Source organism: Streptomyces sp. NPDC033966 (assembly GCF_055575955.1).
Window position 1 is genome coordinate 301,774 of the sequence record NZ_JBVIRQ010000006.1, and the last position, 25,760, is coordinate 327,533.

General features: G+C 74.3%; 21 protein-coding genes and 1 tRNA gene. 13 read left to right on the top strand and 9 right to left on the bottom strand.

Features of this window, described 5'->3' with window-relative positions; genetic code table 11:
* Nucleotides 1-92: 92 nt before the first annotated feature.
* Both ACZ518_RS19555 and ACZ518_RS19560 read right to left on the bottom strand, forming a co-directional pair.
* Nucleotides 93-2,057 (bottom strand): GTPase, encoded by a 1,965-nt coding sequence (locus ACZ518_RS19555; RefSeq protein ID WP_469114236.1) that lies wholly within the window; start codon nucleotides 2,055-2,057, stop codon nucleotides 93-95.
* 4 nt (nucleotides 2,058-2,061) lie between these two features.
* Nucleotides 2,062-3,684: a dynamin family protein gene (locus ACZ518_RS19560; protein WP_469114237.1), complete on the bottom strand. Its 1,623-nt coding sequence runs from the start codon at nucleotides 3,682-3,684 to the stop codon at nucleotides 2,062-2,064.
* A 323-nt stretch (nucleotides 3,685-4,007) separates the two neighbouring features.
* Between ACZ518_RS19560 and ACZ518_RS19565 the strand changes: the two genes are divergently transcribed.
* Nucleotides 4,008-4,080: transfer RNA gene (locus ACZ518_RS19565), tRNA-Arg, on the top strand.
* Between the two features lie 268 nt (nucleotides 4,081-4,348).
* On the opposite strand, the gene ACZ518_RS19570 is transcribed toward ACZ518_RS19565, so the two are convergent.
* Nucleotides 4,349-4,858 (bottom strand): phospholipase, encoded by a 510-nt coding sequence (locus ACZ518_RS19570; protein ID WP_469114238.1) that lies wholly within the window; start codon nucleotides 4,856-4,858, stop codon nucleotides 4,349-4,351.
* 267 nt (nucleotides 4,859-5,125) lie between these two features.
* Here ACZ518_RS19570 and ACZ518_RS19575 point away from each other — a divergent pair, with 267 nt between their 5' ends.
* A complete protein-coding gene (locus ACZ518_RS19575; protein ID WP_469114239.1) occupies nucleotides 5,126-5,680 on the top strand; it encodes a hypothetical protein in 555 nt (184 codons plus the stop codon).
* 10 nt (nucleotides 5,681-5,690) lie between these two features.
* Here ACZ518_RS19575 and ACZ518_RS19580 read toward each other — a convergent pair whose 3' ends face one another.
* Entirely contained in the window at nucleotides 5,691-6,467 is a 777-nt protein-coding gene (locus ACZ518_RS19580; protein WP_469114240.1) for an alpha/beta fold hydrolase, read from the bottom strand.
* 82 nt (nucleotides 6,468-6,549) lie between these two features.
* Between ACZ518_RS19580 and ACZ518_RS19585 the strand changes: the two genes are divergently transcribed.
* The 6 genes from ACZ518_RS19585 (at nucleotide 6,550) to ACZ518_RS19610 (ending at nucleotide 13,391) form a co-directional block, all read left to right on the top strand.
* On the top strand, nucleotides 6,550-7,251 hold the full coding sequence (locus ACZ518_RS19585; protein ID WP_469114241.1) for a 4'-phosphopantetheinyl transferase family protein: 702 nt from the start codon (nucleotides 6,550-6,552) through the stop codon (nucleotides 7,249-7,251).
* Nucleotides 7,252-7,454: 203 nt separating this feature from the next.
* Nucleotides 7,455-7,871 carry a GNAT family N-acetyltransferase gene (locus tag ACZ518_RS19590; RefSeq protein WP_469114242.1) on the top strand — a complete coding sequence of 139 codons (417 nt, stop codon included), beginning with the start codon at nucleotides 7,455-7,457 and terminating at the stop codon, nucleotides 7,869-7,871.
* A gap of 259 nt (nucleotides 7,872-8,130) precedes the next feature.
* The gene (locus ACZ518_RS19595) at nucleotides 8,131-9,459 is read left to right on the top strand and encodes a S8 family peptidase (protein ID WP_469114243.1); all 1,329 of its coding nucleotides are present in this window, start codon (nucleotides 8,131-8,133) and stop codon (nucleotides 9,457-9,459) included.
* Nucleotides 9,460-9,661: 202 nt separating this feature from the next.
* Complete coding sequence (locus tag ACZ518_RS19600; RefSeq protein WP_469114244.1) at nucleotides 9,662-10,957, top strand: hypothetical protein; 1,296 nt, start codon at nucleotides 9,662-9,664, stop codon at nucleotides 10,955-10,957.
* A gap of 149 nt (nucleotides 10,958-11,106) precedes the next feature.
* Entirely contained in the window at nucleotides 11,107-12,135 is a 1,029-nt protein-coding gene (locus ACZ518_RS19605) for a WxL protein peptidoglycan domain-containing protein (protein ID WP_469114245.1), read from the top strand.
* A 65-nt stretch (nucleotides 12,136-12,200) separates the two neighbouring features.
* Nucleotides 12,201-13,391 (top strand): hypothetical protein, encoded by a 1,191-nt coding sequence (locus ACZ518_RS19610; RefSeq protein ID WP_469114246.1) that lies wholly within the window; start codon nucleotides 12,201-12,203, stop codon nucleotides 13,389-13,391.
* Between the two features lie 170 nt (nucleotides 13,392-13,561).
* Here the strand turns inward: ACZ518_RS19610 and ACZ518_RS19615 are convergent, their stop codons facing one another.
* Genes ACZ518_RS19615 through iolC form a run of 4 tightly spaced genes read right to left on the bottom strand, consistent with a single transcriptional unit; the run spans nucleotide 13,562 to nucleotide 18,940 of the window.
* Nucleotides 13,562-15,061, bottom strand: a complete 1,500-nt coding sequence (locus tag ACZ518_RS19615; protein WP_469114247.1) for a CoA-acylating methylmalonate-semialdehyde dehydrogenase — start codon at nucleotides 15,059-15,061, stop codon at nucleotides 13,562-13,564.
* Between the two features lie 12 nt (nucleotides 15,062-15,073).
* Complete coding sequence (iolD, locus tag ACZ518_RS19620; RefSeq protein ID WP_469114248.1) at nucleotides 15,074-16,960, bottom strand: 3D-(3,5/4)-trihydroxycyclohexane-1,2-dione acylhydrolase (decyclizing); 1,887 nt, start codon at nucleotides 16,958-16,960, stop codon at nucleotides 15,074-15,076.
* Nucleotides 16,957-18,033, bottom strand: a complete 1,077-nt coding sequence (iolB, locus tag ACZ518_RS19625) for a 5-deoxy-glucuronate isomerase (RefSeq protein WP_469114249.1) — start codon at nucleotides 18,031-18,033, stop codon at nucleotides 16,957-16,959. Before iolB ends, iolD begins: the two co-directional genes overlap by 4 nt.
* Nucleotides 18,017-18,940: a 5-dehydro-2-deoxygluconokinase gene (gene iolC, locus ACZ518_RS19630; protein WP_469114453.1), complete on the bottom strand. Its 924-nt coding sequence runs from the start codon at nucleotides 18,938-18,940 to the stop codon at nucleotides 18,017-18,019. The genes iolB and iolC overlap by 17 nt, the downstream gene beginning before the upstream one ends.
* Nucleotides 18,941-19,056: 116 nt before the next feature.
* Here iolC and ACZ518_RS19635 point away from each other — a divergent pair, with 116 nt between their 5' ends.
* The 3 genes from ACZ518_RS19635 to ACZ518_RS19645 all read left to right on the top strand — a co-directional run bounded on the left by ACZ518_RS19635 (nucleotide 19,057) and on the right by ACZ518_RS19645 (nucleotide 21,461).
* On the top strand, nucleotides 19,057-19,971 hold the full coding sequence (locus tag ACZ518_RS19635; protein WP_469114250.1) for a sugar phosphate isomerase/epimerase family protein: 915 nt from the start codon (nucleotides 19,057-19,059) through the stop codon (nucleotides 19,969-19,971).
* A gap of 25 nt (nucleotides 19,972-19,996) precedes the next feature.
* A complete protein-coding gene (locus ACZ518_RS19640; protein ID WP_469114251.1) occupies nucleotides 19,997-21,010 on the top strand; it encodes a Gfo/Idh/MocA family protein in 1,014 nt (337 codons plus the stop codon).
* A 250-nt stretch (nucleotides 21,011-21,260) separates the two neighbouring features.
* Nucleotides 21,261-21,461, top strand: a complete 201-nt coding sequence (locus tag ACZ518_RS19645) for a helix-turn-helix transcriptional regulator (RefSeq protein ID WP_469114252.1) — start codon at nucleotides 21,261-21,263, stop codon at nucleotides 21,459-21,461.
* A gap of 54 nt (nucleotides 21,462-21,515) precedes the next feature.
* Here the strand turns inward: ACZ518_RS19645 and ACZ518_RS19650 are convergent, their stop codons facing one another.
* Nucleotides 21,516-22,721, bottom strand: a complete 1,206-nt coding sequence (locus tag ACZ518_RS19650; RefSeq protein ID WP_469114253.1) for a cation:proton antiporter — start codon at nucleotides 22,719-22,721, stop codon at nucleotides 21,516-21,518.
* A gap of 130 nt (nucleotides 22,722-22,851) precedes the next feature.
* Between ACZ518_RS19650 and ACZ518_RS19655 the strand changes: the two genes are divergently transcribed.
* Nucleotides 22,852-23,076, top strand: a complete 225-nt coding sequence (locus ACZ518_RS19655; protein WP_405980620.1) for a heavy-metal-associated domain-containing protein — start codon at nucleotides 22,852-22,854, stop codon at nucleotides 23,074-23,076.
* A 92-nt stretch (nucleotides 23,077-23,168) separates the two neighbouring features.
* Nucleotides 23,169-25,448 carry a heavy metal translocating P-type ATPase gene (locus tag ACZ518_RS19660; RefSeq protein WP_469114254.1) on the top strand — a complete coding sequence of 760 codons (2,280 nt, stop codon included), beginning with the start codon at nucleotides 23,169-23,171 and terminating at the stop codon, nucleotides 25,446-25,448.
* The last annotated feature ends 312 nt before the right edge of the window (nucleotides 25,449-25,760 follow it).

The window sequence follows — 25,760 nt, forward strand, 5'->3', positions numbered from 1 at the left end:
GCCCTCCCCCGAACTCCGTACCCGTGCGGACCATCCGCACGAGGTACGACCATGCTGGCCCCGGACCCCCGGCCCCCGCTCCGGCCTGTGGACTACTGGCGGGTTGTGGACAACTTCGTCCCCCCTGCGGCCACCGCCGCGTACTGCTCGCGCACCTCGCGGTAGCGCAGCAGCTCGGCCGCCACCGGTTCCAGCACCCGGGCCCGGCCGCAGCCGGCCGCGGCCTGCCGCAGCCGCCGTTCGGCGTCCTGGCCGTACCTGCGCGCCGGCCCCCGGGCGGCGAGCGAGCAGGCCCACTCCACCAGCGGCCCGCCGACGATGCCGGCCACCATGAACAGCACGGGCGGCAGCAGCTTCGGCTCCAGGACCCCGACGATCTGCCCGACCAGCCACAGGCCTCCGAAGATCTGCACCAGCGTCATGGCCGCCTGCGCCAGCACCGCGACCGGCCACCAGGCGGGCCGCGGCGGCTTCGCGCCGGGGACGGCGACGGCCGCGCCCAGGGTCACCGCCAGCTCGTCCAGCGCCTCCGGCAGCCGCTCGGCGCCGCGCACCGCGGTCTCCCGTACGGCCTGCGCCCAGGGGTCGGGCAGGCCGACGACCGCCTCGTCGGCGACCGTCCGCACGGCCTGCTCCACGCGCTGGCGGGCGGTCACCTCCTCCTCGGGGGGCGCGGCGGCGGACGCTCCGGAGCCGCGGCCCTTGGCGGACATGAGGGCCAGGGACGCGAGCGAGCGCGGTGCGCGCCGGCTCTCGTACCAGCGCCACAGCCGCAGCCAGGGCGTGCCGCAGGCCTTGCCGGCGTTGCGCCGCCAGGCCCGCTCGGCGGCGAGGCCGGCCGCGTACGCCCCGACCGCTTCCGCGAGCCGGTCCTCGAACTCGGCGCGCGCCGCCTCGCCGATCTCGGGTCCGGAGGGTCCGGAGTGCCCGTCGGCTACGTAGAGCGGGCGCAGGCGCACGGCGGCCCGGTCGACGTCGGCGGAGATCCGCCGGGTCGCGGCGCCCTTCTCCTGGGTGAACTGTCCGAGGAGCTCGCGGAGTTCCCCGACCCCTTCACCCGTCAGGGCGGACAGTCCGAGGACGGTGGCGCCGGGCTCGCCGTGCTCGCCGAGGGCGATCCCGTCGTCGTCCAGCAGCCGCCGCAGGTCGTCGAGTACGAGGTCGGCGGCGTCGCCGGGGAGCCGGTCGACCTGGTTCAGCACGACGAAGGTCACCTCGGCGTGCCCGGCCAGCGGCCGCAGGTACCGCTCGTGGAGGACGGCGTCCGCGTACTTCTCCGGGTCCACCACCCACACCACGGCGTCGACGAGCGCCAGCACCCGGTCCACGTGGTCCCGGTGCGCGCCGACCGCCGAGTCCAGGTCGGGCAGGTCGACGAGGACCATGCCGCGCAGCACCTCGGCCTCCTGGGTCTCGCGGGGCCGGCGCCGCAGCCGTCCGGGGATCTCCAGCCGGTCGAGCAGGCCCGCGGCGCCGTCGGACCAGCTGCAGGCGATGGGGGCGGCAGTGGTGGGGCGGCGCAGTCCGGTTTCGGAGATCTGCACTCCGGCGAGTGAATTGAAGAGGGTGGACTTGCCGCTTCCGGTGGCTCCGGCGATGGCGACGACGGTGTGCTGCGGGGACAGGCCCCGGCGCGCGGCCGCTTCGTCCAGGACCCGTCCGGCCTCGGCGAGGGTCTTGCCGTCGAGGCGGGTGCGGGACAGGCCGACCAGCTGGCGCATGGCGTCGAGGCGCGTGCGCAGGGCCTGGGCCTCGGGGCTGAGCGGGGGTGCGGGCGCCTTGCCGCCGTCGCTGCCGGCGCCGGAGACCGCCCGCACGATCGCCTCGTCGCCCTCGGCGTCCTCGGCGTCCTCTGGGTCCCGTCCGCCCTCCGCCTCCTCGTCGAGGCCGTTGGCGAGCAGGGCCGCGTCGAGGAGGGCGTCGTCGATGAGGGCGTCGCCGGTGCGCGTGCCGGTGCCGCGCGGGCCGCCCTTGCGGCCGGCCCGGTGGCGGGAGCGTGCGATGAACCCGTCGTCCCACCGGTCGCCGGCGTGGTCGCGGTCGGTCACGGCGGTCACCGCGTCACCTCTCCTTCTGCAGTACGGACAGCGCGGCGATCAGCTCGGCCTGTGGTTCGGGGGTGACTTCGAGCGCCTGGAGGGGGGCGAGCCTGCGGTCCCGTTCGGCGCGCAGGACCTCGTCGAGGTGGTCCCCGACCAGTTCGCCGCCCCGGTCGCGCAGGCGTACGGCGGCCTGTACGCCGATCCGCTCGGCGAGCTTCTCCCCCGCCGGACGGGCCCGTTTGCCACCGAGGAGGGCGGCGACGAGGAGGGCGGCCACGCCGTCGGGGTCGGGCGCGGGCTGCTTGTCGAGCTTGGAGACCTCCTCCTCGGCGAGCTCCTCCAGTACGCGCCGCCAGCGGCGTACGGCCATGCCGATACGTTCCGCCGCCTCCCGGTCGGGCCCGGGCAGCGGCACCGCCCCGGAGGCGGGCTCGCGCCGCCAGACCTCGGCGATCCGCTCGTCGGCGGCGGCGACGGCGCATTGGAGGAGCGCGGCGAGGGATTCCGCGAGGGAGTCGAGGAGTTCGTCGGCGCTGGTGTCGAGGGGGTAGCCGCGCCACCGGGTGAGGGCGTCGCCCGCGAGCACGGCGCCCTTGTCGAGGCGGTTGCGGACCCGCTTGCCCTCCTGCCGGAACGCGTCCTCGACGGCGGATGTCAGCCGGACCGCCGCGGCGTGCTGGGCGGCGACGGCGGAGGCCAGCTCGGGCATGCGGCGCTTGAGGGAGTCGAGCGCGCCGAGGGCGGTCCGGCCGACCGCGTACTGCCGGGCGGCCGGGTCGTGGACGTGGTGGGTGAGCCAGGCGAGCAGCGGCGCGACGGCGCTGGCCGGCAGCAGCCCGCCGCCGCCGGCCGACTCGGGCAGCTCGGGCACCGTGAACCGCGGTACGTCGCCCAGCCCGGCTCGGGTGAGCAGTGCCCCGTACTGGCGCGAGACCTCGGCGAGCACCTGGTGCGGGACGCGGTCGAGGACGGTGATCAGGGTGGCGTTGTACTGCTTGGCGGTGCGCAGCAGGTGCCAGGGGACGGCGTCGGCGTACCGCGAGGCGGTGGTGACCATGACCCAGACGTCGGCGGCGCAGATCAGCTCGGCGGCGAGGGTGCGGTTCTCGACGACGAGGGAGTCGATGTCGGGGGCGTCGAGGACGGCGAGGCCTCGCGGGAGGGTGGCCACGGTCTCGATCCGCAGCTCACTGGTCGCGCCCGGGTGGCCGGGCGAGCGCCCGGGGTTCCTCCTGGAGGAGGGCACGAGCTCCTCGTCCGGCTGGGGCGCCCAGACGCGCATGAGGTCGGGGAGGATCCGCATCCCGGCGAACCAGTGGTGGTCGTCCGGGTGGCAGACGAGGACCGGGGTGCGGGTGGTGGGGCGCAGTACTCCGGCTTCGCTGACCTGGCGGCCGACGAGGGAGTTGACGAGGGTGGACTTACCGGCCCCGGTGGACCCGCCGACGACGGCGAGGAGCGGCGCCTCGGGCGACTTCAGCCGGGGGACGAGGTAGTCGTCGAGCTGCGCGAGCAGCTCGGCTCTGGTCTGGCGGGCGCGTGGGGCGCCGGGCAGGGGCAGCGACAGACGCACGGACGCGACCCGGTCGCGCAGGGCGGACAGGGCATCGAGCAGCTGAGGCCGAACATCCAAGGTCACCACATGCGAAGAATGCCCAATTTGGGACCATTTTTGAAGCTTATACGCCCTCTGCGCGCCGACCGCGACTCCTGAGGGACATCATGGACACGGCGGACGAGTGGGACGCAGGCATAACGAGTGCACAACACCCAGGCCGACGCGGCGCAAAAGCGGTGCGAGAATCGCACCTGCCTGCGATTATCGGGACCGCTTCACCGAACCTCCACAACGTGGCACGCGAGTGAAGCAACCGGGACAAGGCAACCGGAGCCCTATCCTTGACCCGGCACGGACCGCAGTCCCACCCCCACCAAGGGGCTCCAGGCCACCACGGTCACCTTCCGGCCCCCGTAGCTCAGTGGATAGAGCAGGCGCCTTCTAAGCGCTTGGCCGCAGGTTCGAGTCCTGCCGGGGGCACTTCCTTCCACCTTCCCCAGGGGTATCCCCGGGGCCGTCCGGGCCGCTCGACCAGCGGTCGTCACGGCGTCCGCGATTGGCGGAAATTCACTCGACAGGACCCTTGCGGGATCCTTGCACCCGCAAAACCGGAAAGCCGAAAACCGGAAGAGCACCGTCCCGCCCGACGGGGGTTTGTTCGGGCGGGACGGCGTGCGGGGTGGTTCCGGGCGCGGGTGGGGCCGGGTCCGGGGGTGGGACCGGGTCGGGGGTGGGACCGGGTCCGGGATCAGCCGGCCGCGCCGGCCGGGGTGGACCCGGCGGGGGCCGCGTCGGCCGGGGCGTCCTGCGGGGAGACACCGAAGGCCTTGACCGCCTGGTAGTACGTCCAGGCCGTGCTGTCGCAGGAGCCCTTCTTGACGCCCGAGTACTGCGAGCAGACCCGCTTGAGGTCGGCGTAGAAGGCGTCGTCCAGCCGGGACTTGTTGGCGGGGAAGGTGCCGGCCGCCTTGTAGTTCCGGTAGCCGAAGTCGTGGCGGGCGCAGGCCGTCTGGAAGGGGAAGCCGAAGGGGTTGTCGGGGGACGAGGAGCAGTAGTCCGTCGACCAGTCGAAGGCGTACGAGGCCCAGTTGCCCTGGCTGCCGCGCGCCGCGACCCAGGCGTTGTAGCTGGAGGCGCTGGTCTGCGTCCAGCCGCTCAGCACCTGCGGCTTGTCCGCCGGGACCGCCGAAGCCGGGGTGGCGAGGGCCAGCAGGCCGGCGGACACGGACGCGAGCAGGGGGACGAGACGGCGACGCATGGCATTCCTCCGAGTGGGGGCGGCGGGCGAGCGGGCGACGGGGCCGCCCGGTCCAACTCCCGGTGCGGCGTCGGGACTCACCCTCGGAGCACGCCATATCCCCGACCCCTACCGCCCCTATAACGCGGCCCGGCCGCCTGCGTGTCGCGCCGGTGCCCCCTGGACCGCACCCCTCTCAGGTATGACCGCGTATCCGACTTCCGGCAGATTCGAGGTTGATACCGGGGAGGGACGCGCGCGTTACTCCCGGCCCGAACACTTATGGGTATGAACCGCCGTCCGCTCGTCATCGCCGCCGCCGTCGCGGGAGTCCTCGCCCTGGCCGCCTTCGCGCTGCCCAACCTGCCGCCCAACCCCGTCACGGACGCCCTTCAGAAGCAGGTCCTGCGGGAGAAGGGCACGCGGTACGCCAGTGCCGCCGACGCTCCGAAGAAGGGCGACCGGGCGTTCGTCCTGCCCAGCTGGATACCGGGGGACGCCACCGACATACGGATCCGCGCGCGCCGCGACGGCGGGGCCCGGCTGATCCGGTTCACCCTCGGCAAGACCCCGCTCGACGGTCCGCAGTGCGCCGCCGGAGCACCGAAGAAGGCGGGCGGCCCCCGCATGGGCGCCCGCTGGTGGCCCGGCGACACCCGGCGCGAGGAGCGCCCCGAGTGCCGCGACCGTTACCAGTACCAGGTCTCGGTACGCGGCCGGCAGGTCTACGCCTGGACCGACGGGACACCCTCCCCCGGAGCCCGAATACCGGCCGGCGGCGCCCCCGGCAGCGCCCCGGCCGTCGCGCCCGCCGCGGTGCCCGGCGGCACTCCCGCCAGGTGAGGGGAGACGCTCAGACGGTGTCGTGGGCGAGGACCGCCGCAGCGGCCCGGGCGAAGCCCTCCGGGTTGTCGAGCATGATGTTGTGCCCGCAGTCCGGTACGGCCAACACGGCGACTCCTGCGGCCTCCAGGGCTTCGGCGCCGGCGAGCGCTCCGTCCTGCTCCGGGAAGAGGAAGCCGCGCGGGATCTTCAGCTCCAGCAGGAGCTCCCGCATGGTGGGCGTGGTGCCCGCGGCCAGGTTCACGGCGGTGCGGTGCAGGGCGGTGCGGCCGGCCAGCCGCATGGTCGACCACCAGTGCGCGCCGACCCGGTCCCGGACCTCCTCCCAGCCTCCGGCCAGGAACTCCTCTTCCGTGTACGAGGCGAGACCGCTGCTGCCGGCCCTGCCCGGAGTGGGCGGCATCGGGTCCAGGTTGGCGTCCACCAGGACGAGGCGGGAGACCAGCCGGGGATGCCGGGCGGCCAGCACGATGGCCACCGCTCCGCCCATGCTGTGGGCGATCACCTCGGCGCCTTCGGCACCGGCCGCGGTCATGGCCTCCGCCACGGCGTCGGCGTGCGCCTCCAGGGTGTACGAGAACGTCTCGGGACGGTCGCTGTGCCCGTGCCCCAGCATGTCGAGCAGCAGCGAGCGCCGACCGGCCAGCAGCGGGTGCACGGCGCTCGCGGCGAAATAGGCGGGCGAGGTCGAGCCGAGCCCGTGCAGATAGACGCGGGGCGCTTCCGCTCCCGGGAGTTCGACCCAGCGGATCCGGTCGCCTTCCGGCGTGACGATGGCACTGTGCACGGTGTGTTCCCCCTGGAGTGATGATCGACAAGTCCGGCACGAGGGTAACCAGGGCTCCAACTGCCTCGTCTACCCTCGTCGGATGACCTTGTACGTGAACCAGCTCGACGGCGCCGCGCCCCTGACCGGACCACCCCCGGCCGGGTCCGGTGTGGCGGTGTGGTCGCTGGACACCACGCGCGAGGCGATCGGCGGCCACGAGGCCGGCGGGGCGCGGTTGCTGCTGGACGCGACCGAACGGGAGCGGGCCGACCGGCTGCTGCGCCCGGTCGACCGGCGCAGCTACCTCGCCTCGCACCTGGGGCTGCGCGTGCTGCTCGGCGGGTACCTGGGGCTGTCGCCGGAGGAGGTCGTCCTGGTCCGCGAGGACTGCCCGGGGTGCGGGGGGCCGCACGGCCGTCCCGCCGTGGCCGGGGGCTCGGTGCACTTCTCGCTGTCCCACAGCGACGACGTGGCCTACTTCGCCTTCTCGGGGGTGCCGGTGGGCGTCGACGTGGAGGGGGTGCCGAGGGCGAGCGCGGTGGCCGACGTCCTGAGCAGCCTGCATCCGGCGGAGGCGGGCGAGATCACCGCGCTCCCGGAGGCGGAGCGGCAGGCGGTGCTGGCCCGGGTGTGGGCCCGTAAGGAGGCCTGCCTGAAGGGCACCGGCGTGGGGGTCGCCTTCGGCCTGGCCGAGCCGTACGTGGGGTCGGGTCCCACCCCCGCCCCGGTCCCGGGCTGGACCCTGCGCGATCTCCCCGCCCCGGACTCCTACGCCGCCGCCGTCGCGGTCCGCGCCGCCTGAACGGATCCCGCGCCAGCGGGCCGGCCCAGGTCATGGACCTCGCTGCGGCCCGGTGCCGGCACCGCCCCCGCCGGGTCCGTGAGCACCGCCCCGGCCGCCGGTCCCCGGCGGCCGGCGCCTCGTAGGCCGGCACGCGCGCCCGCCACACCGCCCACCGCCATATCCGCATGCCCGCACGCCGCCGCGCCCCTACCCTGGCCGCCATGGACATCCGCCGTGCCCGCAGCGCCGCCGAACTCTCGGCCGCCGAGGGCCTCTTCGACGGGCCCGCCCGCCGCGAGTGGTCCGAGCGCTTCCTCGCCCAGACCGGCCACCTGATGCTCATCGCCTACGTCGACGGCGTGCCCGCCGGCATGGTCTCCGGGGTCGAGATGACGCACCCCGACAAGGGCACCGAGATGTGCCTGTACGAGCTGTCCGTGGACGAGGGATACCGCCGGCGGGGCATCGGCCGGGCCCTGACCCTGGCCCTCGCCGACGAGGCCAAGGCCCGCGGCTGCTACGGCATGTGGGTGGGGGTCGACACGGACAACGAGGAGGCGCTGGCCACGTACGCGTCGGCGGGCGCCGAGGACGAGGGCCTCTTCTCGATGCGCGGCTGGCCCCTGGGCGACGCCTAGGGGGCCCCAGGTGCGGTGCATCGCAAGGCGGAGGGACACGGCTCGTAGTGGACGTACTTGCGGCGGACCGACAACGCGGCGAGGTGCGGTGCCTGGGGGCCCCTCCCAGCGGTAGCTGGGGGAGGCGTGGGCCCGCGAAGGTCGCCCGGACAGGGCCTAGGGGGTGTCGGCCGCGGTGCCCCCCCTCCGGCGGCGTGTCGTGCGGCCAGTCGGCGCACCCTCCGCGCGGGGCCGGTCGCGCTGGCCGAGCATCGGCCGCATGACCGCCTTGACCGCGATGACCTCCCTGCTCCCGGCCGCCGCCTTGCTGGCGGCGGCCGCCGTCCTGCCCCCGAACCCCGCCTCCGCCGCCGGTGGCGACGCCCCCGCCGCCTACGTCGTCATGCTGAAGGACACCACCTCCCGCGCCCCGACCCGGGCCCTGGCCGCCGAGGCGGCGCGTTCGGGGGACGAGGTCGGAGCGGTCTACGACGCCGCCCTCAACGGTTTCGCGGTACGCACCACCGCGGCCCGCGCCGCCGTCCTGGCCGCCGATCCGCGGGTCGCCTCCGTGGAGCCGGACGCGCCGTTCCGGATCTCCGGCACGCCGTCCGCCCCCGAACCCCCGGCCGGCGTCCCGCATCCCCCGGCCGTCCCCGTCCCGGCGCCCACCACCGTCCCCGTCCCCGCGCCCGTCCCCCCGCTGCCCCTGCCGCCCGCGCCCGCGCAGGCCCCCGCCGCCGTGACCCAGCGGCCGGCCCCCTGGGCCCTCGACCGGATCGACCAGCGCGAGCTGCCGCTCGACGGTTCGTACACGTACTCCGGGAACAAGGGCCGGGGTGTCACCGTCTACGTCGTCGACACCGGGATCAACACCCTCCACCAGGAGTTCGGCGGCCGCGCCCGCAACGGCTACAACGGCTACAACGGGTTGTTCGCGGACGCCGCGCAGGACTGCAACGGCCACGGCACGCACGTCGCCGCCACCGTGGGCGGGGCGACGTACGGGGTCGCGAAGGAGGTCTCCCTGGTCGGAGTGAAGGTGGCCGACTGCCGGGGCGACGGGAGCCTGTCGGTCATCCTGCGCGGCCTCGACTGGATGCTGAAGGACCACATCAGGAACCCGGCGCGGGGCCCCGCCGTCGCCAACATGAGCATGGGCGGCACCCGCAGCCGCTCCATGGAGGCGGCGGTGATCCGCACGGTCGCCTACGGGATCACCTTCACCGTCGCCGCCGGCAACGAGGCCAGGGACGCCTGCGCCGGCTCCCCGGCCGCCGTCCCGCAGGCCCTCACGGTCGGCGCGACCGACGGCGCGGACCGGCGTCCGGCCTTCTCCAACCACGGCCGCTGCGTGGACGTCTCGGCACCCGGACAGGCCGTCACCTCGGCCTGGAAGGGCTCTCCGACCGCCCTCGCACGGGCCTCGGGGACCTCCATGGCCGCCCCGCACGTCGCCGGCGCCGCCGCGCTGCTCCTGGCGGACGGCCGGGCCAGGACCCCCGCGGAGGTGGCCCGGCTGCTCGTCCGCGACGCCGTCCCGGACAGGATCACGAACCTGCCCGCCGGGACCCCGAACCTGCTCCTGCACGTCCCGGCGGCGCAGTAGCCCCGGCGGCACCGACCAGTCGGTATCCGATGTCCCATCAGACCGGGTCTGATGGGACATCAATGTCTGTGCCCTTCGGGCGAAAGCAAGCCATTGACTTCTCAACACCGCGACGCGTCAATGACGGCCATCCGCACCGGCTCGGCCCTCCCCCACAGCGGGTGGCGGGAGGGGTTCGTCATGACGAAGGAGTCGCGACCCTGTGAGTACGAGAACCCTCAGACGAAGAGTGCTGGCCGGGGCGGGCGCCCTGTCCCTGGCCCTGACGGGCGGCGTCGTGGCCCTGACGGGACCGGCGCAGGCCGCGACCAAGACCACGCCCGTGCCGGTGAAGTGCGTCGCCCCCGCACCCCAGCCGGGCGCCAACGGCAACCAGGACTACACGGTCACGGTGCCGGACACCGCCAAGGCGGGCGAGACCGTACCGATCACCATCGACCCCGGCGAGACGCCGGTCGTCCCGATGTTCACCATCGACACGGTCAACACCATCAAGGCGAAGCTGCTCGTCGGCGGGGTCGCGCAGACGGTCACCAGCCCGCCCGTCAACAGCCACCAGGAAGCCGGCAAGAAGGCCGACCCGCCCGCCTTCAACGGCACGGTCAAGATCCCGGACGGTACCGAGGGCACGACGGTGCAGATCACCATCGACCAGGTCGTCACGGACGCCGACCTCGGCGGCACGGTCTACACGACGACCTGTACGCCGGACCCGCGCCCCAGCGCCCCGGTCGCCTCGATCGCCGTCGAGGCCCTGCCGAAGGACCCGGTCACCACCAAGCTGACGCCGAACAGCGGCAAGGCCGGCACCGCCGTCACCGTCACCGGCGCCAACTTCCCGGCCGGACCGGTCACCTGTTCCGCCCAGCTCGCGGGCGCGGCGACCGGTGACGCCGGCACCGGCACGGCGGACGCGTCCGGCGCCGCCACCTGCAACATCACCATCACCAAGAAGGCCGACACGATCAAGATCGACGGATCGGTCGCCCCCGCCAAGCCCTTCGTGTTCATCGAGGAGCAGGCGGGCGTGCAGAACCCGGTGGACATCGAGGTGCTGCCGGGGCCGCTGGCCCTCGGCCCGAAGGACGGCCAGCCGGCCGTCAGCTTCGGGGCGGTGACCGTCAACGGCAAGGCCCAGTCGGTGGTCGGCGCGTTCAACGCCGCGACCGTCCAGGACTTCCGCGGCGGCAGCCTCGGCTGGGACGTGACGGCGACCCGTACGCCGTTCCTGAACCAGGCGACGGGCCACTCGATGGCCAAGGCGCAGCTCGGCATCCAGCCGTCCTGCACCGTGACCAACCCGGACAGCCCGAGCACCTGCACGGCAGGTGCCCCGGGGGCGATATCCGGCACGCCGATGAAGGTCGCCTCCCAGGCGGCCGGCGGTGAGGAGCTGACCGGCGGCGAGTTCGCCGTGGGCGGCGCGGCGATGATCCAGCTGCCGCCGTTCATGTTCGCCGACACCTACCAGTCGGTCGTGACCTTCTCCATCGCCTGACGGGCTTCCTGACGGACGCCCCGAACCGGGTGGTGCGGCGCTCCGGCGCCCCACCACCCTCCCGCGTTCCACCACCACGCTCCACCACCACGCTCCACCGCCGCGTTCCACCGCCGCATTTCCCGCCGCGACACTGGAGACCAACGCCCATGCGCATCCGCACCGTTGTCCGGTCCCTCCTCCCAGCCCTGTGCGGCGCGCTGGTGCTGCTGCTCCCCGCCGCCCCCGCGACGGCCGCGGACAACGGCACGTGGGGGGTCTTCCCCACGCCGCCGGCCGGCGCGTCGGTGACCGACCGGGCGTACTTCTTCCACCAGGGCGCCGCCGGGACGACCGTCAGCGACAGCGCGACGATCCTGAACTCCTCCGACAAGGAGCTGACCTTCCGGGTCTTCGCCACCGACGCGGTGAACACCCCCTCGGGCGGCGCCTTCGCCCTGCTGCCCGTGCAGACGAAGCCGAAGGACGTCGGCGCCTGGGTCGCGCTGGCGCCCGGGGCGGCGGCCACCGTCACCGTCCCGCCCCGGGGCCGCAAGGACATCCCCTTCACCCTCAAGGTCCCCCAGGACGCCGTGCCGGGCGACCACGTCGGGGGGATCGTCGCGCTGAACACGCAGGTCGAGGGGGTGCAGAAGGAGGGCAAGGTGCAGGTCGGGGTCCAGCGGCAGGTGGGCGCCCGGCTGTACTTCCGGGTGCCCGGCCCGCTGACCCCGGGGCTGAGCGTGGAGGACGTACGGGTCGACCGGGGCGCCCCGCTGCTGCCGTGGGTCAAGGACGCCCGGGCCACCGTCACGTACACGCTGGTCAACCGGGGCAACGTGGTCGTCGAGCCGAGGGTGGCGGTGTCCGCCGAGGGGCTGTTCGGGCGCCGGGTGCTGAACCGGCCCGCCCGGGACCTGAAGCTCGTACTGCTGCCCGGCCAGCGCATCGAGCTGACCGAACCGTGGCCGGACGCGCCGCAGTTGGACCGGGTGTCCGTCAAGGTCCGCGCGGGTGCGGCCGCCTACCCGGACCTCGACCCGGAAGCCGGTACGGACTTCGTCGCCGTCCCGTGGCCGGCGGCGGGCGCCGCCCTGGTCCTGGCGGGGGCCGGCACCGCCCTCCTGGTGCTGCGCCGGCGGCGCCGCGGCGACCCGGAAGAAGCGCTGAGCGAACCGGACTTGGCGCGGGCCCGCTGACCGGCGAGGGTGTCCCCGGGGGGTGACGGCATTCGGCCATCACCTGTGACGGGGAGGCAAGACGGATGGAACGAGAGCACAGCGAGTCCGGGTCCGCCGCGCCCGCCGCCCGGCCGGTCAGGGGCGTGGGCCTGCTGACCCGCATCGAGCGGGCGCTGGGCACCGGGACCGCCGCCTACCTGCCCGGGGACGGCTGGATACGGCTCACCCTCCCGCTCGACGACGGCGGCCCCGCGCCCGTCACGGTGGACGTGGTCGCGGACACCGTGCGGGCCCCGCGCGGGATCGCGTACCTGCTGCCCGGGGGTGGCCTGAACTTCGCGGCGGACTTCTTCACTCCGGGCCGCGACAACCTGGCCCACCACCTGCGCCGCCAGGGCCTCCTGGTGGTCGGGGTGACCCCGCGCGAGGACGCCGCCCGCCCCGAGGAGGTCACCGCGGACTTCGGGCTCGCCGCGCACCGCCGGGACCTGGCGGGGGTGGTGGCCGCGCTGGACTCCCTGCTGGGCCTGCCGTACGAGTACGCGGGCCACTCGGCCGGCGCCGCCCTGGCCCTGGACGCGGCCTCGCACGACCCCTCGGAGCGGCTGCGCCGGGTGCTGGTCCTGGACACGACCGGCCCGTACGCGGGGGCCCTGGCCGACCGGGCCGCCGAGACCCGCGAGGTGTACGAGGAGCAGCTCGCGCGGGGTGTCCACGCGGCCGACCCGGGCCTCGCGGCGCTCGTCGCCCGGGCGGTGGCGGACCCGTCGGGCGCGTCGCAGGCGCCCTGGCCGCCGGACCCGGCCCGGCGCTTCACGCACGCGGGCCTGGCCCACTTCGCGCTGGTCCGCACCGCCGACCTGCCCGGCCCGGCGAACTGGATCTACCGCCAGGGCCACGGCGCGGGCGAGTACGTCTTCGGCGCCACCCCGGCCGAGGACCGCTTCGCACTGGCCCGCACCCCGCTGGCGACCTGGCACGCGGCCACGTCGGCGCTCGGCAGCGGGCTGGTCCCGACGGCGCTGATGCGGGACCTCGCGGCGGTGTGGGCGGGCGACGGGAAGGCGTACGGGATCGCGTGGGAGCGGATCCGCTGCGAGGTGGTGTGGGTCAACACCGAGCTGGGCCGGGGCGACGAGCCGCACGGCGCGGAGCTGATCCGGGCGGCGGGCAACGACCGGGTCCGCTTCGCCGTGGTCCCGGGCTACGGGCACGGCGACGCCGTCTGGTCGGCGACGGCGGCGTCGGACGTCTGGACCCTCCTCGACGCCTGACAGGGGGCGGGCCTCCCCCGGCGGCAGGATCCGCCGGGGGAGGTTCCGTGCAGGCGTGGCACCACCGGCCGGTCGGCCGCCCCCCTCACCGGCAACGGCAGGAACCCCCGGCCGGTGAGGGTTGGCCGGGGGTTCCTGCTGCTCAGGGGTGCCGCAGGAGCGGCACGGGCTCAGTGGTTGCGGGGGAAGCCCAGGTCCACGCCGGCGGGGGCGTCGGCCGGGTCGGGCCAGCGGGTGGTGACGACCTTGCCGCGCGTGTAGAAGTGGATGCCGTCGTTGCCGTAGATGTGGTGGTCGCCGAAGAGCGAGTCCTTCCAGCCGCCGAAGGAGTGGTAGCCCACCGGCACCGGGATCGGCACGTTGACGCCGACCATGCCGGCCTGGATCTCCAGCTGGAAGCGGCGGGCGGCGCCGCCGTCGCGGGTGAAGATCGCGGTGCCGTTGCCGAACGGCGAGGCGTTGATGAGGGCCACGCCCTCCTCGTAGGTCTCGGTGCGCAGCACGCACAGGACCGGGCCGAAGATCTCGTCGCGGTAGGCGTCGGATTCGGTCTTGACGTTGTCGAGGAGCGAGAGGCCGATCCAGTGGCCGTTCTCGTTGCCCTCGACGGTGTAGCCGGTGCCGTCGAGGACCACGTCGGCGCCCTGGGCCGCCGCGCCCTTGACGTAGGAGGCGACCTTGTCGCGGTGGGCGGCGGTGATCAGCGGGCCCATCTCGGAGGTGGGGTCGTTGCCGGGGCCGATCTTGATCTTCTCGGCGCGCTCGCGGATCTTCTCGACCAGCTCGTCGGCGATGGAGCCGACCGCGACGACCGCCGAGATGGCCATGCAGCGCTCGCCCGCCGAGCCGTAGGCGGCGGAGACGGCCGCGTCGGCGGCGGCGTCCAGGTCGGCGTCCGGGAGCACCAGCATGTGGTTCTTGGCGCCGCCCAGCGCCTGGACGCGCTTGCCGTTGGCGGAGGCGGTGGTGTGGATGTGGCGGGCGATCGGGGTGGAGCCGACGAAGGAGACGGCGGAGATGCCGGGGTGGGCGAGGAGGGCGTCGACGGCGACCTTGTCGCCGTGGACGACGTTGAGGACGCCCGCCGGCAGGCCGGCCTCGGTCATCAGCTCGGCCAGCTTGTTGGAGGCCGACGGGTCCTTCTCGCTCGGCTTGAGGATGAAGGTGTTGCCGCAGGCGATGGCCAGCGGGAACATCCACATCGGGACCATCGCCGGGAAGTTGAACGGGGTGATGCCCGCGACGACGCCGAGCGGCTGGCGGATGGCGGAGACGTCCACCCGGTTGGAGACGGACGTGGACAGCTCGCCCTTGAGCTGCGTGGTGATCCCGCAGGCCAGCTCGACGATCTCCAGGCCGCGCGCGACCTCGCCCAGCGCGTCGGAGTGCACCTTGCCGTGCTCGGCGACGATCAGCTCGGCGATGGCGTCGCGGTTGGCGTCCAGCAGGGCGCGGTAGGCGAAGAGCACCTTGGTGCGGGCGGCCAGCGAGGACTGGCCCCAGGACAGGAAGGCCTCCCGGGCGACCTCGACGGCCGCGTCGACCTCCTCGGCGGAGGCGAGCGCGACCCGCGTGGTGACCTCGCCGGTGGCCGGGTCGGTGACCGGGCCGTAGTTGCCCGACGCGCCCTCGACGGTCTTGCCACCGATCCAGTGGTTGACGGTCTTCATTGTGCTGCTCCTTCACAGATGGCGACGTCGCTGCGCGGCTTGCCGGTCGTACTCTTCACGGGCCTGGGCCGCCGGCGCACGGGTCGCGGTCTCGGCCACAGGAACATCCCACCACGCCTGCGCCGGGGGCGGGCCCGACACAGTGTCGGGTGTTCGGGTCTGTGCGTAGACACATGTGGGCCGGTCCGACAGACGGGCTTCGGCCAAGGCTTTTCGCAGGTCACCGATGGTGCGGGTGCGGATCACGGCCATTCCGAGGGAGGCCGCGTTGGCCGCGAGGTCCACTGGAAGGGGGTCCCCGGTGTACGCCCCGCCGGGCGCCCGGAAGCGGTAGGCCGTGCCGAAGCCCTCGCCGCCCACGGCCGCTGACAGGCCGCCGATGGAGGCGTAGCCGTGGTTGTCGAGGATGACCACCTTGACCGGGAGCCCCTCCTGGACGGCGGTGACGATCTCGGTGGGGTTCATCAGGTACGAGCCGTCGCCGACGAGCGCCCACACCGGCCGGTCCGGGGCGGCGAGGGCCACGCCGAGGGCACCGGGGATCTCGTAGCCCATGCAGGAGTAGCCGTACTCCACGTGGTACTGGTACGCGGAGCGGGCCCGCCAGAGCCGGTGCAGGTCGCCGGGGAGCGAGCCGGCCGCGTTGACGATCACGTCGGTGTCGTCGACGACGGCGTCGAGGGCGCCGAGCACCTGGGCCTGGGTGGGGACGGCGTTCTCGTCGGGGGCGTGGAAGGCCTGGTCCACCAGGGCCTCCCAGTAGAGCTTGGCCTTGCGGTACGTCCGCTCGTACGCCGGGTCCACGCGGTGGCCCGCGAGCTCCGCGCGCAGCGCGTCCAGGCCCTCGCGGGCGTCGGCGACCAGCGGCAGCGCGGCCTGTTTGTGGGCGTCGTACGGGTCGGGGTTGATGCCGAGGAAGCGGACGCCGGGGTCCTGGAAGAGGGTCGAGGAGGCGGTGGTGAAGTCGGTCAGCCGGGTCCCGGCCGCGATGACCAGGTCGGCTGCGCGGGCCAGGTCGTCGGCGGTGGCGGTGCCGGTGTGGCCGACGGCGCCGACCTCGGCGGGGTGGTCGTGGCGCAGCGCGCCCTTGCCGGCCTGGGTGGCGGCGACGGGGATGCCGGTGGCCTCGGCGAAGGCCCTCAGGGCGTCCTCGGCACCGCTGTGGCGGATGCCGCCGCCGACGATCAGCAGGGGGCGACGGGCCGCCCGTACGGCCTCGGCGGCGGCCCGCAGCTCGTCGCTGTCGGGCCGGGGGCGCCGCACCCGCCACACCCGCTCGGCGAAGAACTCCTCGGGCCAGTCGTACGCCTGCGCCTGCACGTCCTGCGGCAGCGCGAGGGTGACGGCGCCGGTCTGCACGGGGTCGGTGAGGACCCGCATCGCCTGGAGGGCGGCCGGGACCAGGGCCTCGGGGCGGGTGATCCGGTCGAAGTAGCGGGACACGGGCCGCAGGGTGTCGTTGACGGAGACGTCACCGGCCCAGGGCACCTCCAGCTGCTGGAGCACCGGGTCGGCGGGCCGGGTCGCGAAGGTGTCCCCGGGCAGCAGGAGCACCGGGATCCGGTTGATCGTGGCGAGGGCGGCGCCGGTGACGAGGTTGGTGGCACCGGGCCCGATGGAGGTGGTCACGGCGTGCGCGGAGAGCCGCCCGCGCTGTCGGGCGTACCCGACGGCGGCGTGCACCATGGCCTGCTCGTTGCGCCCCTGGAGGAAGGGCATGGCCTGCGGCCCGCTCTCCAGCAGGGCCTGCCCGATCCCGGCGACGTTCCCGTGCCCGAAGATCCCCCAGGTGGCGGCGATCAGCCGGTGCCGCCGTCCGTCGCGCTCGGCGTACTGGACGGCGAGGAAGCGCACGAGAGCCTGCGCCGTGGTCAGCCGTACGCTGCGCCGTGCGGTCACGGGGTCTCCTCGCCGGAGTCGGGGTTCACGGGGAACGGCAGCCGGGGGTCGACTCGCCGGCCGGGCCAGGTGTCGCGGATCCAGGCGTGGTCGGGGTGGTCCCGGATCAGCCACTCCCGCTCCGCGTCCGGGCCGGCCATCACGTTCAGGTAGTACATGTCGTGCCCGGGCGCCGCGATCGACGGGCCGTGCCAGCCGTCGGGGATCAGGACGACGTCACCCGACCGCACCTCGGCGAGCACGTCGGTCTTCCCGGCGGGCGAGGGCGTCACGCGCTGGTAGCCGACGCCGGGGGTGTCCCCGTGCGGGGCGATCTCGTAGAAGTAGATCTCCTCCAGGCGGGACTCCTCGCCCGGGTGGTGCTCGTCGTGCTTGTGGGGCGGGTACGAGGACCAGTTCCCGCCCGGGGTGAGCACCTCGACGGCGATGAGCCGGTCGCAGTCGAAGGCGTCGGCGGCGGCGAAGTTGTGCACCTGCCGCGAGCACTGCCCGGCGCCGCGCAGCTCGACCGGCACGGCGGCGGCCGGCCCGTACCGTGCGCCGAGGCGGCGCTCGCACCGCGCGCCGGCCAGCGCGAACCGGCCGCCGCCGGCCGAGGTGACCTCGGCGTGCGCGTCCCGCGGCAGGTAGACGAAGTCCGTCGGCCCGGCGAACACCGAGTCCCGGCCGCGCAGCCGGAAGCTCCCTGCGGGGCCCCGCCCCGCCCCGTCCCTTCCCGGCCGCGCCGCATCGTGCGGCTCCGCCGCGGGGGTGGCCCCGCCCCGGACCCCGTCGTCGGCTGCGTCCCCGGACCCCGTTCCGTCCGCTGCGCGCCCGGGGTCCTGGGCGGAGCCCCGGGGGTCGGAGGAAGGGCGGGGCGGGGAGGGTTCCGGCCGTGCCCCGGCCCCGGAGCCCGGGACCGCGCCCGGCACCCGGTCCGGGGGAGCGTCCGCGCAGCGGACCTCGCAGGCGCCGGCCAGCGGGAGCACGATCCACTCCGCCTCCCCGCACGTGTGCGCGTACGCCTCCCCCGGCGCCAGGTCCAGCACCACCAGCCGGGTGAGCTCCATCCCCGTCTCAGACCGCACCGGCACGCCCGAGCACCTCCTCCACCTCGTGCGGGAACGGCATCGCCGACGAGCACGCCAGCCGCGAGGCCACGATCGCCCCGGCGGCGTTCGCGTACCGCAGCACCCGCTCCAGGTCCCAGCCGGCCAGCAGACCGTGGCAGAGGGCGCCCCCGAAGGCGTCCCCGGCTCCCAGCCCGTTCACCACCTCCACCTCCACCGGCGGCACCTCCACCGCCGTCCCGTCCCGGTGCACCGCGAGGACGCCCCGGGGCCCCCGCTTGACGACCGCCAGCTCCACCCCGGCCGCGAGCAGCGCCTCCGCGGCCGCGTACGGTTCGCGGCACCCGGTCGCGACCTCGCACTCCTCGGTGTTGCCGACGGCCACCGTCGCCAGCCCGAGCGCCCGCTCGTACCAGGGCTGCGGCGGGCCGTCCCACAGCATCGGCCTCCAGTCGAGGTCGAAGACGGTGGTCCCGGACTTCGAGCGGGCCTCCAGCGCGGCCAGGGTCGCGGCCCGGCTCGGCTCGGCGCTGAGTCCCGTGCCGGTCATCCAGAAGACCCGCGCCGCGCGCACCGCCGCCCGGTCGATCTCGTCCGGCCCGATCTCCAGGTCGGGGGCCTTCGGGAGCCGGTAGAAGTAGAGGGGGAAGTGGTCGGGCGGGAAGACCTCGCAGAAGGTGACGGGCGTCGGGTAGGCCGCGACCTCCGCCACCCACCGGTCGTCGACCCCGAACCCCCGCAGCTCGGCGCGCAGATACGCCCCGAAGGGGTCTGCCCCGGTCCGGGTGATGACGGCCGTGCGCCGCCCCAGCCGGGCCGCCGCGACGGCGACGTTCGTCGGCGAGCCGCCGAGGAACTTGCCGAAGGCGTCGGCCTCGGCGAGCGGTACGCCGGTCTTGAGCGGGTAGAGATCCACCCCGATCCGCCCCATCGTGATCAGGTCGTGGACGGCTTCCCCGTCCGACGTTTCCACAGCCGGTTCTCCTCCCACTCGTCCTCCCACTCGTCCTCCCTCTTCCTCGGACCCCGCACCCTAAGGTGGCCGTCATGACCTCCTCCCCACCCGCGTTGACCCGTATCCGTGTCGGTTCGGCTCCGGACTCCTGGGGTGTCTGGTTCCCGGAGGATCCCCTTCAGACCCCTTGGGAACGGTTCCTCGACGAGGTCGCGGACGCCGGGTACGAGTGGATCGAACTCGGCCCGTACGGCTATCTGCCCACCGATCCGGTCCGGCTCGCCGACGAGACCGCCAAACGCGGCCTGCGGGTGTCCGCCGGCACCGTCTTCACCGGACTCCATCACGGCCCCGGCGTCTGGGAGCAGACCTGGGCGCACGTGTCGCGGATCGCCGCGCTGGCCCGGGACACGGGGGCGGAGCACCTCGTCGTGATCCCGTCCTTCTGGCGCGACGACAAGACCGGCGGAATGCTGGAGGACCCGGTCCTGAGCCCCGCCCAATGGCGTGAACTGACCACCCAGACCGAACGCCTGGGCCGGGAGGTCCGGGAGCGGTACGGGCTGCGGATCGTGGTCCATCCGCACGCGGACACGCACATCGACACCCCGGAGAACGTGGCCCGGTTCCTGGACGCCACCGATCCGGTGCTGGTCTCCCTGTGCCTGGACACGGGGCATTACGCGTACTGCGGCGGGGACAGCGTCGAGGCGGTCGAGGCCTTCGGCGAGCGGATCGGCTACCTGCACCTGAAGCAGGTCGACCCGCGCGTCCTCGCCGAAGTACGGGCGGAGGGGACGCCGTTCGGCCCGGCCGTGGCACGCGGGGTGATGTGCGAGCCGCCGTCCGGGGTGCCGGCGCTGGAGCCCGTACTGGCGGCGGCGCAGCGGCTCGGGGTGGAGCTGTTCGCGATCGTGGAGCAGGACATGTACCCGTGCCCGCCCGAGCGTCCGCTGCCGATCGCCCGGCGCACCCGTGCCTATCTCCGCTCCTGCGGCGCCCGTTGACGACCCCGAACCTCGGAGGAGAGACATGAGCACGCTCGGCATCGCCGTCATCGGCACCGGCAAGATGGGCGCCGACCACGTCCGCCGGATCGGCGACGCGGTCGGCGGGGCACGGGTGGTGGCCCTGGCCGATCCGGACGGGGACCGGGTCAAGGAGGTGGCGGCGGGCCTGGACGGGGTGGGCGCCTACACCGACCCCGCGGCGGCGATGGCGGCGCCCGGGGTGGACGCCGTACTGATCGCCTCGCCGGGACCGGCCCACGAGGAAGCGATTCTGCACGCCCTGGCGCGGGAGTTGCCGGTGCTCTGCGAGAAGCCGCTGACCCCGGATCCGGAGGGGGCCCTGCGGGTGCTGGAGGCGGAGCGCAGGCTGGGCCGGCGGCTGGTGCAGGTGGGGTTCATGCGGCGCTTCGACGCCGAGTACGAGCGGCTCAAGGAGCTGCTGGACGCGGGCGGCATCGGCCGGCCCCTCTTCCTGCACTGCCGCCACCGCAACGCCGCCTCGCCGTCCTTCTTCACCAGCGACATGCTGATCAGCGACTCGGTGGTGCACGAGGTGGACGCGGCCCGCTGGCTGCTGGGCCAGGAGGTGACCGCGGTGACGGTGCTGTCCCCCACCCCGTCCTCGGCCGCGCCGGAGGGGCTGCGCGATCCCCGGCTGGTGCTGCTGGAGACCTCGGGCGGGGCGGTGGTCGACGTGGAGATCTTCGTGAACTGCGGGTTCGGCTACCAGGTGCAGTGCGAGGCCGTCGGCGAGTCCGGCAGCGCCCGGATCGGCGACGGGCACGCGATGGTCGTCCAGTCGGGCGGCCGCTGGGGCGGGGAGATCACCCAGGACTTCACCACGCGCTTCGCCGACGCCTACGACCGCCAGGTGCGGCGCTGGGTGGCGGCGGCGGCGCGGGGGCGGGTGGAGGGCCCCGACGCCTGGGACGGGTACGCGGCCGCCGCCGTGTCGGAGGCCGGGCTGGCGGCAGCGCGCAGCGGGGAACGGAAGGCGGTGCGGCTGGCGGAGCGGCCGGAGCTGTACGCACGCTGAGGCCCGCCGGGCCCGGACCCGCCGTCGCCATGGGCGGCGGCTCCCGTGTCACGTCCGTCACGGGAGTCTCCGCCGTGTCACACATGTCCGGACTACGCGGGTTTTCCGTCACAGGGAGTCCACAGGCACTCCCCCGCGCTCACCGAACGTCGTTCTCCGGGCACAACCCGAGTGATCGTCAGTGTCCACGCGCCGGCTCCCCCGACGGCCTCCCGGCCGGCCCCGCGCCGTGGACCAGGAGGTGGCGTGGATGAGCGACCGACAGCTGTGGTCCTACAAGGAGATCGCCGCCCATATCCGGGTCCAGCCGGACACCGTGCGCTCCTACCGCAAGCACGGGCTGCTGCCCGTCCCCGACCACGTGGAGGGCGGCAAGCCCTACTGGTACGCCGACACCATCCGGACCTGGGTGTCGCGCCGCCCCGGCAACCGCGGCCGCCGCGAGGAGTGATCCGCCGGTACGGGGGCGGGGGCGGGGGCGGGGCGGGGCCGGGCCCCGCCCCGGTCACCAGGACTCCTCCCCTGCCCGCCGGCCGCCGCCCGCGGCGTGGCCCCGCAGCCGCAGGGCGAGCAGCGGGAAGACCAGCACCGAGACCATGCCGGCCCCGACCAGCGCGGCCGCCTCCCCGGCGCCGAGCTCGCCGTCCTCCACCCCGAGGGTGGTGATCGCCACCACCAGCGGCAGCGCGGTCGACCCGAACAGCACCAGCGCCGCGCGGTCGCGCCGCTCCAGGTCGCGCGGGGCCAGCAGCCAGATCGGCAGCCCGCGCACCAGCAGGAACAGCAGCAGGAACAGGGGCAGCAGGAGCAGTTCGCGGCCGCCCGCGAGGAGGGCCTTCAGGTCGAACTCGATCCCGGTGACCACGTAGAACAGCGGCACCAGGAAGCCGAAGCCCATGGCCTCCACCTTCGACAGCACGGCCTCGCTGCTCTCGGGCGCCGCCCCGTGCAGCACCAGCCGGGTGATCAGCCCGGCGGCGAAGGCGCCGAGCAGGACGTCGAGCCCCATCGCCTGGGCCAGCCCGAGCATCGCCACGAGCATCAGCGCCACCAGCCGTACCGCGAACTGGGCGCTGCTGTGCAGGGTCTTGGCGATGACCGCGGCGAACCAGGGCGGTTTGGGCCGCACCGCCCAGAACACCGCCGCCGCCGTCAGGAGGGCGAAGGCGGCCAGCAGCGCCGCCGAGCGGGCCGGTGCCCGCCCGCTGAGCAGCAGGGCCATCGCGATGATCGGCCCGAACTCGCCGACGGAGCCCATCGCCATGGTCACCGTCCCGAACCGGCCGTCCAGGTCCCCGGCGTCCCGCAGCATCGGCAGGATCGCCCCCAGCGCGGTGCTGGTGAGCGCGGTGCCGACGTAGACGCCCTTGCCGAAGCCGCCGCCGTGGGCGAGGAGGGTGCCGGCGGCCAGCCCGAGGACGAGGGCGGCCAGCCAGGCCCGGACCGAGCGGCGCAGGGTGTCGCCCCTGACCTCGTCGAACCGGATCTCGTAGCCGGCCAGGAAGATCAGCATGGCCAGGCCCAGCCGGCTCAGTACGTCGATCACCTCGCCGGTGTGCGCCCAGCCGAGCACGTCGGGCCCGATCAGGATGCCCAGCAGGATCTCGAAGATCACCAGCGGGACGGGCAGCAGGCGCGCCACTCCGTAGGCGAGCAGGGGGGCGAGCACCGCGACGGCCATGATGAGGATGAGCGTCACAGAATGGGCCATGTGCGTCATTTACATACGGTTCGACGGCTCCGGCCACCGGAGCTCCGCCCGAACCCCGCCCAATGAACGCTCAATACCCCCTAGGGGTATAGTGTGGTACGAGAGCCATTCCCCGACAGAGGAGAACGACATGACCGCCGTGACGGTAACCGTGTACAAGGTCACCGGGATGACCTGCGGGCACTGCGAGGGCGCCGTGACCGCCGAGCTCACCGCCCTCCCCGGCGTGACCTCGGTCAAGGCCGTCGCCGCCACCGGGGAGGTCACCGTCGAGTCCCAGGCCCCGCTCTCCGAGGACGACGTGCGCGCCGCCGTGGACGAGGCCGGGTACGAGCTCGCCGGCGTGGCGGCCTGACACCCGCGCCCCTCTCGACGCAGTACCCGCCGGGCCGCACCCGCCAGCTCATACTGGACCGTACGGCCCGGCCCTCCCCCTGGAGCGGGAACATGAGCAGCAGCACAGTGCACGGCGGGCCCATAACGGACGCCGCCGCCTCCGAGGTCGAACTGACGATCGGCGGGATGACCTGCGCCTCCTGCGCGGCCCGCATCGAGAAGAAGCTCAACCGGATGGACGGCGTCAGCGCCACGGTGAACTACGCCACCGAGAAGGCCCGGGTCTCCTACGGCGGCGCGGTCCAGGTGGCCGACCTGATCGCGACCGTGGTCAGGACGGGCTACACCGCCGAGGAACCCCCGCCGCCACGCCCCGAACCAGAAGCGGAAGCGGAGCCCGGGGACACCGCGGAGGTACGCGACCCCGAGCTCGCCGCGCTCCGGCAGCGGCTGCTGGTGTCCGCCGCCCTGGCCCTGCCGGTGGTCCTGCTCTCGATGGTCCCCGCCCTCCAGTTCGACAACTGGCAGTGGCTCTGCCTCACCCTCGCCTCGCCCGTGGTGGTGTGGGGCGCCCTGCCCTTCCACCGGGCCGCCTGGACCAACCTCCGGCACGGCGCCGCGACCATGGACACGCTGGTCTCGGTCGGCACGCTGGCCGCCTACGCCTGGTCCGTGTGGGCGCTCTTCCTCGGCCACGCCGGGATGCCCGGCATGCGGCACGGCTTCGACCTCACCGCCGGGCGGACGGACGGCTCCTCCGCCCTCTACCTGGAGGTCGCCGCGGGCGTCGTGACCTTCATCCTGCTCGGCCGCTACCTGGAGGCCCGCTCCAAGCGGAAGGCCGGCGCGGCCCTGCGGGCGCTGATGGAGCTGGGCGCCAAGGACGTGGCCGTACTGCGCGACGGCCGCGAGGTGCGGATCCCCGTCGGCGCGCTCGCGGTCGGGGACCGGTTCGTGATCCGGCCCGGCGAGAAGATCGCCACCGACGGCACGGTCGTCGAGGGCTCCTCCGCCGTGGACGCCTCCATGCTGACCGGCGAGTCCGTCCCGGTCGACGTCACCGCCGGGGACGCCGTCACCGGCGCCACCGTGAACACCTCCGGCCGGCTCGTCGTGGAGGCGACCCGGATCGGGGCAGACACCCAGCTCGCCCGGATGGCCCGGATGGTCGAGGAGGCCCAGAGCGGCAAGGCCGGGGTGCAGCGGCTCGCCGACCGGATCTCGGCCGTGTTCGTGCCCGTGGTCCTGCTCCTCGCGCTCGGCACCTGGGTCACCTGGCTGCTGCTCACCGACGACCCCACCGCCGCGTTCACCGCCGCCGTGGCCGTCCTGATCATCGCCTGCCCCTGCGCCCTGGGTCTGGCCACGCCGACCGCCCTGATGGTCGGCACCGGCCGGGGCGCCCAGCTGGGCATCCTGATCAAGGGACCCGAGGTGCTGGAGTCCACCCGGCGGGTGGACACCGTCGTGCTCGACAAGACCGGGACGGTCACCACGGGCCGGATGACCCTCTCCGGGGTGCACGCGGCGGAGGGCGTGGACGCGAGGGAACTGCTGCGGCTCGCGGGCTCGCTGGAGCACGCCTCCGAACACCCGGTCGCGCGCGCCATCGCCGCCGGCGCCGCCGCCGCGGCCGGGGAACCGCCGGCGCCCGCCTCCTTCGAGGCCCTCGCGGGACTGGGCGTCCGCGGCACGGTCGAGGGGCGCGAGGTGCTGGTGGGGCGCGAGCGGCTGCTCGCGGACCTGGGGATCGAGCTGCCCGGCCCGCTCGCCGCCGCGAAGGCCGGAGCCGAGGCCGCGGGCGCGACGGCGGTCCTGGTCGCCTGGGACGGCGCGGCCCGCGGGGTGCTGACCGTGGCCGACGCCGTCAAGGACACCAGCGCCGAGGCCGTGGCCCGGCTGCGGGCCCTCGGCCTCACGCCGGTGCTGCTGACCGGCGACAACAAGGCCGTGGCCGAGACGGTCGCCCGGGAGGTGGGCATCGACGAGGTGATCGCGGAGGTGCTCCCGCAGGACAAGGTGGACGTGCTCCGCCGGCTCCAGGCCGAGGGCCGTACGGTCGCCATGGTCGGCGACGGGGTCAACGACGCGGCCGCGCTCGCCCAGGCCGACCTGGGCCTCGCCATGGGCACCGGCACGGACGCGGCCATCGAGGCCGGCGACCTGACCCTCGTACGCGGGGACCTGCGGGTGGCGGCGGACGCGATCCGGCTCTCCCGGCGGACCCTGGCCACCATCAAGGGAAACCTGTTCTGGGCCTTCGGCTACAACGTGGCGGCGCTTCCGCTGGCCGCCGCGGGGCTGCTCAACCCGATGATCGCGGGGGCCGCCATGGCCTTCTCGTCGGTCTTCGTGGTGACCAACAGCCTGCGGCTGCGCTCGTTCCGCTAGAGGATCTCCTCCTCGTTCCCTCCACAGATCCTTCACTGGAGACGCAGATCACAGTGATGACAACGTAACCATCCGGGGTCGGCACAGGTCTAATGGGGCGATGCCGAAAAAAACGTCTTGGGGGACGTTTCACGGAGGTCCTTGGGGGGACGTCCGGGCATCCGCCGGCCGGGACGCGTGCCCTCGGGAAAGCTTTGAGCGGCCCTCCCGACCCGAACGGGTCCCGGCACACACCGACGCCCCGGCGCGGGTCCCGTGGGGGGAATCCGCTGCCGGGGAAAAGGGAAGCGCCCCGACCGTCGACCCGTGGGG